Origin of the sequence: Pseudomonas sp. SWRI81 (genome assembly GCF_014268545.1) — a bacterium.
GTDB classification, from domain to species: domain Bacteria; phylum Pseudomonadota; class Gammaproteobacteria; order Pseudomonadales; family Pseudomonadaceae; genus Aquipseudomonas; species Aquipseudomonas hamedanensis.
In genome coordinates this window covers 58429-73184 of the sequence record NZ_JABWQS010000001.1, presented here as the reverse complement: position 1 = coordinate 73184, position 14756 = coordinate 58429, and the positions used below count along the sequence as shown (strand labels likewise).

Genomic DNA, 14756 nt, shown 5'->3' with positions numbered 1-14756 from the left:
GCTTGGGCTCACATTAAAAACCGACGAACGACCACCCAGCCACGGGAAACCACCGGCCTCCAAGGCCTTCCAGCACAACCGATTGGCGCAAGAGTCGCCCCCAAAATACTGTTGACCGCGAGCAGAACGAGCGCTAAATCAGAGCCGTACAAGCGCTGTCCTCGACAGCCCCCAGGTAGCCAGAACCTTTGAGGCTACGCCACACCGTGGTGGCTCACCCCCAAGTGCGATTAGCGTCCGGCGGCTCGCACAGTCACAGCGATGTGATGGATGCCCACTCTTCCAGAATGCCCACTGCGGCAACTCATGCCCCTCCTGGCTGCTCTGCAGCAACTTATCCGCTTGGCCATTTCTTGCGCCAACCTTTTGCCCGTCTCTTTGCCCCCTAAAGAGACGGGCGCTCCTGCCACTGCTGCAGCCCTGCTCGCACGGGTCTTTGCGGCTTTCCCCCTCGTGACAATCGGCGTGACAAACACCGAAAAGTCACCAGCAACAGCGATGTCAATGACGGTGCCGCAGCCCATGGAATGGACTGCACCTGACTGACAGTCAGGCATGCCCCGGTCATCGCATAACTGCTTTCACCTGACTCAGGATCTCGCGGCGCCGGTCTCGTCAGCCAGTGCAGCCTCCACCCGCCCACTTCTACGGAAGTGTTCAGGAGGCCAGATCATGAGATGCCCAAGCTCCCGGCCGTAAGGAGCCGTCAGTCCCGCGTGAGTGGACAAACCTCACAGGTCGCAGGGGCCTTGATCCCTGATAACACTCAACAACCGTGGCGGGATGAGTGAGGACGAAGTCGATAATCTCAGGAGAATTGCGATGCAACTGTGCGAAGCGTTCGAGCCACCACAACCATTGCTGGAATACCAGCAGACGCCACTGCCCTACCCGGTCGAAGCACTCGGGGAACTATTGGGCCCTGCGGTCGAGCGACTGGCCGAGGTGATCGGCGTACCCTGCGCCATGGCTGCACAATCGATGCTGGCCAGCGCTGCCCTGGTGAGCCAGGGTCATGCCAATGTTCAACTCGACGGTCGAACCTATCCGCTGTCCCTCTACCTACTGACGGTGGCGTCCTCGGGTGATCGCAAAAGTGCAGTGGATCAGCTCGCACTGAAAGCGGCGCGCGACTGGGAACGACAGCAGTGGGCCCTGTATGCGGAAAAGCTCAAAGCCTATCGCGCAGCCAGCAGCATCATGGCCAAACCCACAACCGCAAAGAGACACGCGGCGGCGGAAGGCAGCGAACTATCCGAGCCGGTACCGCCAAGGCTGATCATTGCCGAGCCCACCATTGAGGCTCTGGTCAAAAGTCTGTGCCAGGGTTTGCCCAGCATGGGCTTGTTTAATGATGAAGGTGGACAGTTCTTGGGTAGCAGCACCATGAGCAAAGAGAATCTGCTCAAGGCGATCACCACCTTATCGACATTGTGGGATGGCAGCCCGATCGACCGGGCGCGCTCCATGGCCGGAGAAAGTCTGCGGGCCTATGACCGCCGCCTCAGTCTACATCTGATGCTGCAGCCCTACCTGGCCAACCAGTTGTTCAAAGACCCGGTGATCAATGGCCAAGGCATCCTCGGCCGTTGCCTGATCAGTTGGCCCGAACGCCTGGCCGGCCAGCGGCTCTACAAGGCGATCGACCTGAGCCGGGATGCCAAAGTCCAGCGCTACCAACAGCGGATCACCGCCCTGCTACAGAAGCCCTGGTCGCTTCACCTGGATGGTTCACTCCATCCGGCCACACTGGAGCTGACTCCCCGTGCCCGTTGTGCCTGGATTGATATTCACGACACCATCGAGTGCCAGTCTGGCGAGTTCGGCGAGCTGGCCGGCGTCCAGTCTGTCGCGAGCAAGGCCGCGGCGAATGTACTGCGTATCGCGGGCGTGCTGGCCATCGTTGAAGAGGCCAGTGCGTTGGACGAAGCACACATCCAGCGTGCCTCCACCCTGATGGATTACTACCTGACCGAGATCCAGCGCTTGACCGAACAAGAGCCGGTCAACAGCCGATGCGAAGAGGCGGATCGGCTGCTGCGGTGGCTGGTGCAGAAAGGCTGGACCCACTTCACCATCCGCGACGTCAATCGAAACGGCCCTCGTTTTGCCCGCAAGAGCGCTGAACATACCGCCTCTTTATTGGTCGTGCTGATCACTCATCGCTGGCTGATCAGCCGCGACGGGAAAATTTTCGAGGTCCGCCATGTTTCGCCTCAATGACGCGGTGCGCCGCTACCAGACGCAACATCAATCGCAGCCAGATTCGCGGTATGTCGCCGCCTCTGTCGCCACTTTGTCGCCACGTGCCAGGACAGAAACGACGCGGGTTGTCGCCACTGTCGCCGCTGTCGCCACACCACCAATTGACCCTGCCAACCTCGCCCTGCTGATCGAGCAACTGCGTGAGGAAGGGGCATTGCTGCAACACCAGGAGAACACCCTTCTGATCCGCCCGACACACTGGCGACAGATGGACAGGCTCAGCCCTCACTGGAAAGCCCTGCTGCTCTTTCTGCAAGACAACGAAAACGGTGATGATGATGGCTCTGGTCGGTCGGCGTGAGGGTCGTAACTTGGGCTATGGCCGCCAGCTGAGCTACGCCGGCCCACAAGCGCTAAACGATCTGTTTGCCGGCGGCCACTTCGCCACGGTCAAAGCGCATAGCGATCGCTGGCAAGCGTTCGTGCGTTGGTGTCGGTCAGAGGACGGCCCCGGTTACAACGATGCACGCCAGATCGATCGACGGGCACTGCAAGACTACGCCGCTTACCTGCGCCAGCAGATCCAGCAAGGTGAACTCTGCATCGCTACCGCGCAGAACCGCCTGAGCAGCGTCAACCGTACTCTCGCTGCGCTGCGCGGTGATCAAGACGTGAGGATCGCCAGCCCGAGTCAGGCGTTAGGCCACCAGCGCTCGAGCGTACGCACCCGCGTACCGGATGGCCAAGACCACCAACAGGTGCGGCGAGTCCTCGAGGCGCTTGGCGAACAGCAACACGCCCGGGTGGCCGCGATTGTCCTGTTGGCCCGAGCAACCGGTATGCGCCTGCGCGAAGCGATCCTGGCGGATCTGCCACGACTGCAACGCGAAGCCAAACACTTGGGCCGTATCAACATCCAGGACGGCACCAAAGGCGGCCGTTCGGGGGCTTCAGCGCCGCGATGGATCGTGGCCACTGAAGCGGTGAAAGCGGCGCTGCAGTTGGCCCGTCATGTGTCGCCGACCCGCAGCCGCAACTTGCTCGCCCGCGACGAAAGCTACGCCGCGTTCCTGCAACAGACCGTGCTCCCCGCCCGCGAAACGCTGCATGAACAAGGGTTGAAGGGCTTTCATGAACTGCGAGCGGCCTACGCCTGCGAGCGTTATGAGCAACTCACTGGGCACACCGCACCGGTCAATGGCGGTCACTGCTATCGCGTTGACCGCAATCTTGATCAACAGGCGCGCCGACAGATCAGCCTTGAACTCGGGCATAACCGGATTGATGTGGTATCGGCCTACATTGGAGGTCGAGCGTGAGCAAGCCCTTTGATATGGCGCTGTTCCTGAGCGGCGTACTGACCGGCTCGAAGGCCACTCAGCAACGACACCTGCGGCAAGCTCGAGTCATGCAAGCGGCCATCCAAAAGCGATGGCAGCGAGACAATCCCTGGACCTGGCGACTCAAGTATGTGCGCTGGTTTTTTGTTCAGCACCTGAAAAACCACTCCAGCGCCACCCGGTATTACTAACGACTCACCGCCCTATTGGTCTGGAAGCGATTAGGTAACGGCCGAGAATTGCTGATCAGTTGCTAGGCTAGGCGTAGGTAGGTATTGATTACTCGCTGCCGTTCAGACCGCACATTTCATGGCACTCGACTTCGCTCAGCTGAAACTGCTCGATGACCTGCTCCCGCAAGGCCTGAGGCTGATGGGCAGGCCATCCGCGACCACGGCCAACACGGGACGCATAACGGATTGGAAATCGGGAATGGCCATGATTGCTTCCTTTCTTGAATTCAGGCCGACACCTTGCGGCCACGTTTTGCCTTGGGTGCGGCGGCACGCTGGGCTTTAATGCGCTTCAGTAGAACGCTGGCGGGTTCATCGTTCGGGTCTTGGGGCACCAATTCACCACGGAAGGCCTTGGCCAGGATGCTTTGGGTCAGGTGATCAATACGGCTTTTGGCTGAGGCAACTTTGGCTTCCAGTTGGTCGGCGAAGGCGAAGAGTTGTTCGACTCGGCGGACGATTTCGGTTTGCTCTTCTGTCGGCGGTTGAGGTAATTCTAGGTCCTGAAATTTTTTCATGGTCAAGTTTACCCCGCTTTCAGAAATCCCCGTCTTCAGATCATCGAGAGCACGAACGAATTGTGGCGAATTTAAGAAGTAGCAAAGCAGAAGTCCTGAGAACTCCTCTTCGATAGCTTTAAACCTGTACGCTTTATCGCAAACCATAAGCTTTGGCTGCGTTGCTTTTACGTAACAGCAAACGGCTGCCCGACTTCTTGGGCCTGCCCGGGTAATTAATATGTCTCCGACGACAATGGTTAACTCTGGTCTTGGTAGTAAGGTTGTCGGAAGTTTTTTGTTCTCTAATGGTCCAAACGAAATAGGTTGTATGGCAGTAGTTTTGATGACTGCCCATTCGTCATCACTTGCAGACACTGACTCACATTTAGGGCTCCATCCTTGCTCAATTTTTGTCACTAATTTTTTTAGTGGACGCACTTTCCAGCCTGGTGGAAAACTTCCATCCCCACATGTCTGCTCAGCTGTAATCTCTCTACTGATTCGGAGTGCACGCCACTCTTCTGTTAACCGTCCAGAGGTCGCGGAGGCAAGGACAGACTGGCGAAAACGCTTGAGCAGGACGGGGACGGCGTCGATGCGGGCTTTTAGGGTGTCGACCTGAGCCAGCAGCTCATCGAGTTTTTGGGCGATGCGATTTTGTTCGGTACGAGGTGCAACAGGAATTTCTATCAGGTCAAAATGTGCTGGCTTTAAGTTATTGATGTTCACTCCAGCAGAAAGCTCAGAAACGCACGACCTGTATTCAGCACTCTGCGAAAAAAAATAAAAGTATCTAGGATCGATTTCATTGCTGGGCCGTAATACCCCACAGAATGCTCCAAACGAACCTAACCAATCCGATCCTGCTTTTGCAGCCTTCCCTACCATGCTTTTACTACCGCTAGACATGGCCACAACAACATCGCCTGCTTTTATTAGTTGCTGAGCGGCGACACAGCTTTCGGGGACATATACCAAATCAGAAAATACCAGCTTGCCCTCTTGAATATTATTAGCCCTTAACACGGGCACATAGCCCGGTTGTGGATCATGGCTACTCTCCATCTTGTTGTATGTCACCCCCCGCAAGATGGCGCACACTTGTGATACGGCGATGCACATCCAGCCATTAGGCAACTCACTCATCCCCATTCTCCTGAGCCACCACCAACCCCATCACTTCCGCCATCAACTGCTTCTGCGCCGCGACCTCATCCCCTGCCCCCAGCGCCTTCATCAACTCTTCCAACTCATGCAGCGCCTCAGTCAGCTCAGCCATAGCCTCACCCGCCAACACTTCCGGGGCCGGCAAGTCGTTAGCATCCAGACTGTCCGCATCCTTCAACCAACTGATATCCAGCGAATCACCGCGCCGTTCAATCTGCTCGCGAGTAAACACCCGAAAGCGGCTCAGCTCCCCAATCCCTTCTACATTCTCCGCACGCGGGCTATTGCCATTGGCATCCACCCCGTACGCCACTTCGAAAGGCTTGAGATGCGTCGCACCAAACGGCGTGCGCTTACCAAAACTCGGCATGTTGCTACGCAAATCGTAAACCCACACACGCTGGGTGCAGCCTTGATCCTGGCGCGGATTTTCAACAGTGCCTTTCTGGAAAAACAGCACATTGGTCTTCACGCCTTGGGCGTAAAAGATCCCCGTTGGCAGTCGCAGAATGGTGTGCAGGTTGCACTTGTCCATCAGGTCGCGGCGCACGTCGGTGCCGACGCCGGCTTCGAACAATACGTTGTCCGGCAACACCACGGCGGCGCGGCCACCGGGTTTGAGGCCGCGATAGATGTGCTGCAGGAAGGCCAGTTGTTTGTTGCTGGTCTTGTAAGTGAGGTCGTCACGGGTCGGGCCGCCGCCGCCCTTTGCGGTGCCAAACGGGGGGTTGGAGAGAATTAAGTCGACTTTCGGCAGGTTGGCCCCGGTTTGGCCAAGGGCATTGCCCAGGTGCACCACGCCTTCTTCGTCACCTTCCATGCCATGCAGCAGAGTGTTCATCAATGCCAGGCGGCGAGTGCCAGGCACAAGTTCTACGCCGACAAAGGCACGGTTGCGCTGGAAGCTGCGGGCCTTTTCGTCGAGGTCGTAATAGTCGTCGGTTTGGCTTTTGATGTAGGTATCGGCGGCAATCAGAAACCCTGCGGTACCGGCGGCCGGGTCCTGAATGACTTCGCCCTGCTGGGGCTTGATGCAGTTGATGATGCTGTCGATCAGCGGGCGCGGGGTGAAGTACTGCCCCGCACCGGATTTGGTTTCGCTGGCGTTCTTTTCCAGCAGACCTTCATAAAGGTCGCCGAGGCCGTCCTCACGGGCACTGAACCAGTCGATTCCATCTAGGCTCCTTACCATTTGTTCGAGATGGCGTGGCTCCTTAAGACGGGTTTGGGCGTCGGTATAGATGGCGGCGATCAATTGATCGCTGCTCTTGCCTAGATCGAGGAGCATTTGGCGATAATGGTTGAGCAGATCCAGACCTGACTTACTCGACAGGTCTGGCCAGCGGGCACCGGCCGGCAGCTTGTGGTTGAAGTCGTCGTTGTTCTGAACCTGCTCGTATTCCATCTTGATGAACAGCAGCAGGACCAGTTCGGTCACATAATCGCTGTAATTGATGCCGTCGTCGCGCAGGACGTCGCAGAGGTTCCAGAGTTTCTGGACGATATCGCTATTGGTCATTGGTTGCCCTGAGAAAAGAACGTATCGAGTCGATCGGGAAAGGCGTGGCAGCCCATGCGAGTCATCGACCTATGTAAAAATCGAAAGGAAAGTTTTGCGGTGGCTGAAGCTGGCCAGCATGTGGCGCGGGAGCGTATGGAGATCTGCCTGACATTGCAAGAGACCATCCCGACGCCCCCGGCTGATCACGCGGCGGCGGACCAGAGGTTGTCGCCGAGTGTATCCAGCACTTGCTCCAGTTGGCCTCCAAGCAGCTTGTCGAGCCTTTTCAATCCGCCGTCATTGGAAAATGCACGGTTCAGTTGCTGCTTATCGACCACAATTTCATGGACCAATTGGGTCGCCAGGCGATCCAACCATCTGCGCTGGACCTGGTTCCAGGGCTGAAGGGCATAGATTTTCTGCATGGCGTTGGCGACCCTCTGCTCAAAAGGAATCAGCGCTTCACCCAGTGCAGCCTGACGAATGTAGCCGATCACGCTGGCAGCGATTTCCTGATTACTGTTATTGAACCAGGCGCTACGCAGACTGGCTTCACCGAATGCATTCTGATCGAGCAATAGGCGGATCTCGCGGAGTTGTTCACGTGTCAAATCTTTCGGACGGTTTACCACTACAGACAGGGCCGCGGATTGGTTGATCTGCAGGTGGATGAACTCGCGAAAGCTGTCCAGATAGTCGGAAGGCTTGCCGTAATGACCATAACTTTGTTCACGGACCAACAGCTTATCCGGGTGATGCGAGATCACCGGATAACGATAGGTACCGAGCAACTCGTTCACCGTGGCAAGCTGATTGAGCAGCTGGCTGTGCTGACGAACGAAATTTGCTGCTTGCTGGGGGCCCAGCTCATGAAGATGCTGATGTAGGCTAGCCGGCTCTACTCCCCAGAGTTCATGTAGCTCATCGAGTTTATGCTTGATGTCCGGCCGCGTCTCAGCTCTGTGCTGGGCCTTGCGCAAGATACGCATGATGCGCTGGTTGAGTTGGTCTAGTACGTCATGGGCATGACTCGTCTGCTCATTGTTGCCCGGCGCTTCGTGGCTATGGTCGCTGGTAATTTCATCCAGCAATTGCTCCAACGTGATGCTCGGGTCTTTTACCAGTGGCCGCATCGTATCGACCGATTCCAGGCTGGCGTACAGGTCCACTGGGTCATAGATGCGGAATACGGTCTTGCCTATGTCATCGCAGCGCCGGGTCGCGCGGCCTTTCATTTGCTCATAGAGGATGCGAGAACGCACGCGACGCATGAACACCAGGTTGCAGATCGAGGGCACATCAATACCGGTGGTCAATAGGTCGACGGTAATGGCGATATTAGGATATTTCTCGTTCTTAAAATGGCGAATACGACTTTCAACATGGTCGCTCTGGCCTGTGATGACCTGTACCGCAGCCTGGTTGTAGCTCTCCTCGTAGATATCCTTGAAGGCCGAGTCGAGAAGGTTTTTCACCCTTTCCGCATGAGCCTGACTGACGCAAAAGATCATGGATTTCTCTTCGCCATTTGGGTCGATATCTCCAGCGAGGGCTTCGCAGATGACCCGGTCGAAGTCAGGTGTAATCACTCGGCGGTTGAATGATTCAATTTGGAAATCCAGCTCATCTTCCAGCTCGGCGACGTCGACTTCGCCAGTTTGCGTGTTGATTACGTTGACCTTCTCGCCTCTATCGAAATGAATGCCGTTTTCGCTTAGCTCAGTTCTGTAGTTGATCGGTGGTTCGTGATCGATCAGCCAGTCATCGGCGACCGCTTCGCGGTAACTGTAGGTAAATACCGGTTTTCCGAAGATCTCCGTTGTCTGCATCGCCGGGGTGGCGGTCAGCCCGATGCGGCAGGCGTCGAAATAGTCGAGTACGCGACGATATTGCGAAAGGTATTGACTGTGCTCCCGGACGGAAAGTTCGCCTTCAGTCATCTCCTGATCAAGAGTATAACCGCGGTGCGCTTCGTCAACGATGATGCAATCGAACTCGCCAACCGGTGGTGGATTATCCGAACGGAAGATACGACTGACCATGGCTTGGACAGTGGCCACCTGGACGCGGGTCTCCGCTTCAGCCGCCATATCGCCGAGCACCTTGACGTCGTAGATTTGCGCGAGGGTCTGATTCTGCTCCAATGGCATATCGTGGAACGAATCGATGGCCTGTTCACCCAGAGCACTGCGGTCTACCAGGAACAGGATGCGCTTGAACCGTGACGATTTCAGGAAGCGATACATTAGGCCGATTATCGTACGAGTCTTGCCAGTCCCGGTGGCCATGGCCAGTAGACAATTGCGTTTGTCTTCGGCCAAGGCCTTTTCGACAGCCAGGATGGCTTTCTCCTGGTAGTCTCGCAGCTTCAGGTAGCCAAAACCTTCTGTATGAAGTTTGGCTTCGGCTTTTGCCCGATCCTGTTTGAGCAGGTCGAGCAGATCGTCTGGCCGGTGGAAGTCCTGCAGGGCACGACGGGTATTGGCAGGGCTGCGAAGGTCTCTGAACCATGTACCAGATTGCTCGGCAAGCTGCTGGATGTACGGGCGACCATTGCAGGCGAAGGCGAAGGGGACTTGGAAGCGACCGCCTTCTCCGTCTTCCCATGCGTCGGAGCGACCCGCTTCGCTCCAGGCGGTCACGTGTGCGGTGGGATCGAGCCCTCGAGCGTATCGTTCGGCCTGGGGAATGCGCTCCGCAATGTTGATGCGCTTGCGCTTGGCCTCGACTACAGCAATCGGCATCAGGCCACGGAACAGAATATAGTCTGCCTTGGAATTCAGGTTGGACATGGGCCACTCGGCAATTGCCTTGTTCTTGCCCTTTTCCGGACGCCCGCCTTTGGTATAGGTGAGATCCAAAGAGTCGGCTTCCCAGCCCGCCTCATTGAGCTGCTGGTCGATGAGAATACGGGTAAGGTCTTCATCCAGATCGAACTGTCTGGTCGCTCGCTTGGCTTTCTTGGCAAACGCTTGAGAGACCTTGGCTTGAGAGGCCAGCTCTTTGCGCAAGGCCTCAAGGTTCCTTTCATGCTCGGCCCGCAAATCGGCCAGTCGCTTTTCCTGCTCGTCCGCCTTCTGTTTGTAGTCGCGCGACTCGATTTCCATTAGGTGCGCGAGCTCTGCGTGCTCTTCGGCTTCACGCTTGAGCAGATCTGCCAGTTGCTGGTCATCCTCCAGTCGATGATCAGATTCGCGCAGCTGTGCCTTGAGTTGATCAATTTCGCTTTGGAGCTCGCGCAGCGGCGCGCTGGGATCTGCTGGCGTGATGAATTGGCCAGGCTTGAATGTCCTGTCGGCTTTACCAACAGCGCGGTGGTACCAGACGCAGAGCTCGCGGGCGACTTTCAAGCCATCGAGCGCTTCCCGGTGGCAGGTGCTGAACTCGTGGGTCGCTTTGTTTCCTTCAATGCGCAGCGTATGGAACAGGCTGACAATATTTCGATCAAGCTGGATTTCACGGCCCAGTTTGTAAAGCAGGTCGGCCTGGGTGGTCTTGACATCAAATTCGATGGCCGCACGGCTGGCAAGGTCCTGCGCTAGGGCTTCTCCCAACTGTCGGAGCTTGATCAGCGTAATGTTGGGATCGCTGCTGAAAGCTTGCTCGGCGCTTGCGGCCAACTTATTGAAAACCGGGTCGTGTTCGGCAAGGAAGAAGAAGTTAGAGCGTTGGGACATTGCGTCATTCCTTAGACTGGTTCTGGCAGCGATCATGTGCACAAGCGCAAACAAATTATTTCAACTTTAACGAAGAATAATGGCACTTGACCAGCACTCACTGCCCCGCGCCTCACGGAGCGCCGGTGTCGATACGCGCCGCATTCCAAATTGGTATCACTTATGGGGCACCCATGGCAGCATCACCGACCTCACAGAAAGCCGGCTTGTCTTACTCTCCACGTATGCACGCGTAGGCGGTTGGAAAATACACAGCGCTAATCGAGCTTCGTGGTCTCAGCCCAATAGTTGGCAGCTTTAATGATTCGCTCGCAGCCAGAAATGGCATTAGGGACCAAATTCTCGTGCTGACTGTCACTCATCGAAATGCTGATCTCGGCATGAGCTTCTCTAACTGCTCCCCACAAGCTCAGATAAGCTTTCGCCAGCTGGTCGCTGGGTAGATCCAATGCACTCAGCTTATTCAGCTGCTCGTAATAGCCTTCAAGTGATCTCCTTACCTGACCCCAATCAACTGTTTTAGTCAGCGCCCCCAAGCCCTGAACGCAGTCCAACAGGCGTACAGCAAAGTCGTGCATGGATAGGGCGGTATGGCTTATTGAATTTTGAAGAAAAGTCATTTTCTCCTTTGCCTTCTCTACTTCGCGCAGCGCCCTTTCCTCATCACGTCGATCCTTCGCATTTGCTATCCACACCGATGCCAGTATGGCCGCGATAGAACCCACAGCCTGAACCCATGCTGGCGCGTTGGGATTTCCCCAAGGCCAATTGAAGATCCACCAAGCGGCTAGGACGACTAACGGCGATACAAGCAGAGCACTGACAAGGCCGCGTGGGCGGATGGTGAATACTATCTCTTTCGGCATTGCCATCTCCGTGCCATCACAAAAACACGAAGCTTGCCCGGTGAAGTTTGGCGAGTCCATAGGGCGCTGCATGATGGCACTCAGCTCATCCCAACTTCCAGGTTGCATAAAGGCTAAAAATGGCAGTAGTTTGCGTCCAGCTTGGCGCCTCATCGGCATCCAGGACCAGCTGCACAAACCAGGACATGGGCAGCGTCGGTAGCAGGGATCCCCGTGACGTCACCTAGGCTGCCAAGCTCCAGCGCCAGCACCCCGCCGTTGATGGTACCGATGTAGATCGGCGAAAACGCCTGCTCATGCTTCCTGGCACCCGCCAGGTCCGGCACCGAGCCATACAGCACTCTCGACAGAGGCAAAGCAATTAGCCATCATCGTTGCGGGCAGCTCACATTCACGATGCCATCGCCAAATCCACGACGCACCTTGTCGCACCCGCCCTCACTGATCGATTACCCCCATCGGGCCCGACGAACGCTTGTATGAGGATGGGCGCAGCAAGCCCAGCGGCGGCGGATTTCAAAGATATCGGAGTTTCGGTATCGAAGGAGTTGCCGATGGGGTGGAGCGGGCGAATCTGGGGTTGTAGACGGCGATGATTGAAGCGCTTGGGGAAACCAGGCGGCCAACATTAACCGCGGTGACCTGCCCTGATTCCCTGCCCCTGTTAAGCATTGAGAACGAACCAACCTACTGCATCGGATGCTGCGCACCATGAATGTGATGAACGTAATGCCCCAACTGTCCCTGTCTCCCTGTGGCCCGGTAAACGAAGCCGGGGAGCAGGTACATTTTCGTCAAGGCGACCTTGACGGCGCCTGCGGCCCTTACAGTCTTCTGATGGCGCTAGTTGCCAACGGCATCATCAGCCGCTTCGAGGCCAGTTACATGGGGCTGAACGACGGCCGCACTCGGCTGGGCAAATTCCATAATCGCCTAGCCGAATTCGGCGGCCTGATCAATAACGGTACCAACGGATGTGACTTGGACTGGCTAGTCGACTGCTTTCGCAACCAGATCAGCCTTGAGAAATTCAGCGGCAACACTCGCTCTATGGTGACCGAGCTGGTGGCAGCAGTAACCAATGGCTACTCCACCATCATCGGAGTCGACTGGCCGGGCGGCGAAGGTCATTGGTTGCTGGTCGTTGGCTATCAAGGTCAGGTGGTAGAAGTAGCGGGTGCCAAGTCCCAGACCAACGTCACCCACCTGCTCTGCCTCGATCCATTCCTCGAAGCCCCTCGGGTGTCACTGTGGAATGCGGTGCTGGAGGTGCAAACTGCCGATGGAACGGTGGTCAATGCCGGGCCGTTTCCGTCCAACCATTGGGGAGGTGTCGAACCGAGCAAGTGCCGGATTACCAATGGATTGGGCATCGGGAAGCGGTAGAGCTTGGCTGGACTTTTCGAGCGGCCGACAAGCGTATTTTCAAAATTATCCGGAGCAAGATTGATGACCACTCCTCGAGTTTCCAATGCACTTTGGGCACAAATTTCCAACCTCAGTGGCCAGCGTTTAGATACACCTGCCAACCGGTCGGATTTTGAAGTTCAGGCAGTCAGCCCTACTCACGTGACCATAGCGACACACAGCAGCACTGTCAGTGTTTCGCGGCAGGCATTTGAACAGACGCTGGACTATCTGCTCACTCAGGGACATCAGGGGCATTCCAATCAGGTCGCAATCGGGTCCAATAAAGACCCTTTGCTGGCAAGTCCGCTTTGCCAGGCTGCACGCAGAGAGCCTGGTGGTAGTTCCGGGCCCATGGTGATCACGTATGTGCTACCGATTCTTGAAGCATGTGGATCAGTAGGTATAGGTCGAACCGCCCGCCCCAGTACAGTCTGGTTGTTACCATGAGTCTGTAAGGGAGTGACATTGTATGAATCCCTTTCGGCGAGACGGTCAACATCGAGAACGTTTCGCCAGCCCGCCGAATGGGGTACTACAAAGTGTCAGCTCTTCTAATACCAACCCACAAACGACTAAAACACTCCAAGGAGGGCAAAGTCCTAAGTGAACGGTAAAAAGGTGACCGAAGCGATCGCCGAATGGCGGCTCAGCCCCCGACCTTGCGCAGCCGACCAACGGAAAGTAGCAAATAGCCACTCCTCGTAGTAGGCTCGTGTCCAAATTAACATCATCCCCCAAGCCCGCAGTACAAGGCAGTTACCATGTCAAAGCGAAGGATCCGCTACGTTGGCTTTCGGCCTTACTGTACCTGTTTCCCGAGCACCACTGCTGGTGTCGAGCAGACCGGGCACTATTTGCCGGCGGTTACCCTACCCCGTTCATTTCAGGCTCCCCTATGACCGAGACTCCCCCCTCCAGCGCCCATCGGCGTTTAATGGAGGCGACGCCCCCTGCGCCGAAAACACCATTGCGCGAACCTCGTTTCAACCTCACCCGGGATGTGGTGCTCCCTGCGCGTACCCGACTGCAACTGGACGAGTGCCTCGCACGCCTGCGTTTTCACACCAAGATCTACCAAGACTGGGGATTTGCCGCTGTAGACCCCATGGGCATGACCGCCATCTTGAATTTCTACGGCCCACCCGGCACTGGCAAGACGCTTTGCGCTGAAGCCCTCGCCGGCCAGTTGGGGTTGCCGTTCATGGCCTTGGGTATTGCGGAGCTGGAAAGCAAGTTCATGGGCGATACGGCAAAAAACATTCAAGCCACGTTCGAACAGGCCCGGCAAACCGGCGCGTTGTTGTTCTTCGACGAAGCCGACACGTTGCTGGGCAAACGCCTGTCGTCAGTCACCCAAGGGGTGGACAACGAGGTCAATGCCATGCGCTCGACCTTGCTGATCGAGCTGGAGCGCTTCGAGGGCATCGTGGTGTTCGCCACCAACTTCGCCAAGAACTACGACGAAGCCTTTCGCAGCCGGATCGGCTATCACGTCGAATTCTGCCTGCCCGACTTGGGTGCCCGGCAACAGCTCTGGGAGCGCTTCCTGGTCGAGCAGATTCCGCTGGCCGAGCCACGTGAAGCACTGATCGAAAGCGCTAGCCAGCGTTCCGACGGCCTGTCCGGCCGGGAAATACGTACCTGCATGCGCCTGGCCCTGCCCAAGTCGCTTCTTGCCGCCGAGAAGCACGGCCTACTCCCGTGCTTGCACGCCGAACATGTGCACGCCGCCATAGATGAAGTTTTGGCCAGCCACCACCAGGTGTCGACGCCGCCTTCCAATAGAACACACAGCGAGCAGGACGTGGCGCGCGCCAAGAGCCTACTAGGCCTTCAATAACTCAACAACGAGCAAAG

The 14756-nt window shown here is 56.7% G+C and carries 10 protein-coding genes and 1 pseudogene; 6 read left to right on the top strand and 5 right to left on the bottom strand.

Going from position 1 to position 14756, the window contains the following annotated elements:
* Window positions 1–822 precede the first annotated feature (822 nt).
* The 4 genes from HU765_RS00285 to HU765_RS00270 are packed head-to-tail and all read left to right on the top strand — an operon-like array spanning window position 823 to window position 3736.
* A complete protein-coding gene (locus HU765_RS00285; protein WP_186618626.1) occupies window positions 823–2223 on the top strand; it encodes a YfjI family protein in 1401 nt (466 codons plus the stop codon).
* Window positions 2207–2566, top strand: coding sequence for a hypothetical protein (locus HU765_RS00280; RefSeq protein ID WP_186618625.1), 360 nt, complete (start codon window positions 2207–2209; stop codon window positions 2564–2566). Before HU765_RS00285 ends, HU765_RS00280 begins: the two co-directional genes overlap by 17 nt.
* Window positions 2544–3524, top strand: a complete 981-nt coding sequence (locus HU765_RS00275; protein ID WP_186618778.1) for an integrase domain-containing protein — start codon at window positions 2544–2546, stop codon at window positions 3522–3524. The genes HU765_RS00280 and HU765_RS00275 overlap by 23 nt, the downstream gene beginning before the upstream one ends.
* Complete coding sequence (locus tag HU765_RS00270; protein ID WP_186618624.1) at window positions 3521–3736, top strand: hypothetical protein; 216 nt, start codon at window positions 3521–3523, stop codon at window positions 3734–3736. The genes HU765_RS00275 and HU765_RS00270 overlap by 4 nt, the downstream gene beginning before the upstream one ends.
* A 269-nt stretch (window positions 3737–4005) precedes the next feature.
* On the opposite strand, the gene HU765_RS00265 is transcribed toward HU765_RS00270, so the two are convergent.
* The 5 genes and pseudogenes from HU765_RS00265 to HU765_RS26735 form a co-directional block, all read right to left on the bottom strand.
* Complete coding sequence (locus HU765_RS00265) at window positions 4006–5424, bottom strand: restriction endonuclease subunit S (protein WP_202883670.1); 1419 nt, start codon at window positions 5422–5424, stop codon at window positions 4006–4008.
* Window positions 5417–6964, bottom strand: coding sequence for an N-6 DNA methylase (locus HU765_RS00260; protein WP_186618622.1), 1548 nt, complete (start codon window positions 6962–6964; stop codon window positions 5417–5419). The genes HU765_RS00265 and HU765_RS00260 overlap by 8 nt, the downstream gene beginning before the upstream one ends.
* A 185-nt stretch (window positions 6965–7149) precedes the next feature.
* On the bottom strand, window positions 7150–10623 hold the full coding sequence (gene hsdR / locus HU765_RS00255) for a type I restriction-modification system endonuclease (protein ID WP_186618621.1): 3474 nt from the start codon (window positions 10621–10623) through the stop codon (window positions 7150–7152).
* Between the two features lie 257 nt (window positions 10624–10880).
* The gene (locus HU765_RS00250; RefSeq protein WP_186618620.1) at window positions 10881–11489 is read right to left on the bottom strand and encodes a hypothetical protein; all 609 of its coding nucleotides are present in this window, start codon (window positions 11487–11489) and stop codon (window positions 10881–10883) included.
* Between the two features lie 85 nt (window positions 11490–11574).
* Window positions 11575–11836, bottom strand: a pseudogene (locus HU765_RS26735) (hypothetical protein); the annotation flags it as partial.
* Window positions 11837–12200: 364 nt separating this feature from the next.
* Between HU765_RS26735 and HU765_RS00245 the strand changes: the two are divergent.
* Together HU765_RS00245 and HU765_RS00240 are read left to right on the top strand one after the other, a co-directional pair.
* Entirely contained in the window at window positions 12201–12875 is a 675-nt protein-coding gene (locus HU765_RS00245) for a hypothetical protein (protein ID WP_186618619.1), read from the top strand.
* Window positions 12876–13794: 919 nt separating this feature from the next.
* On the top strand, window positions 13795–14739 hold the full coding sequence (locus HU765_RS00240; protein ID WP_186618618.1) for an ATP-binding protein: 945 nt from the start codon (window positions 13795–13797) through the stop codon (window positions 14737–14739).
* The last annotated feature ends 17 nt before the right edge of the window (window positions 14740–14756 follow it).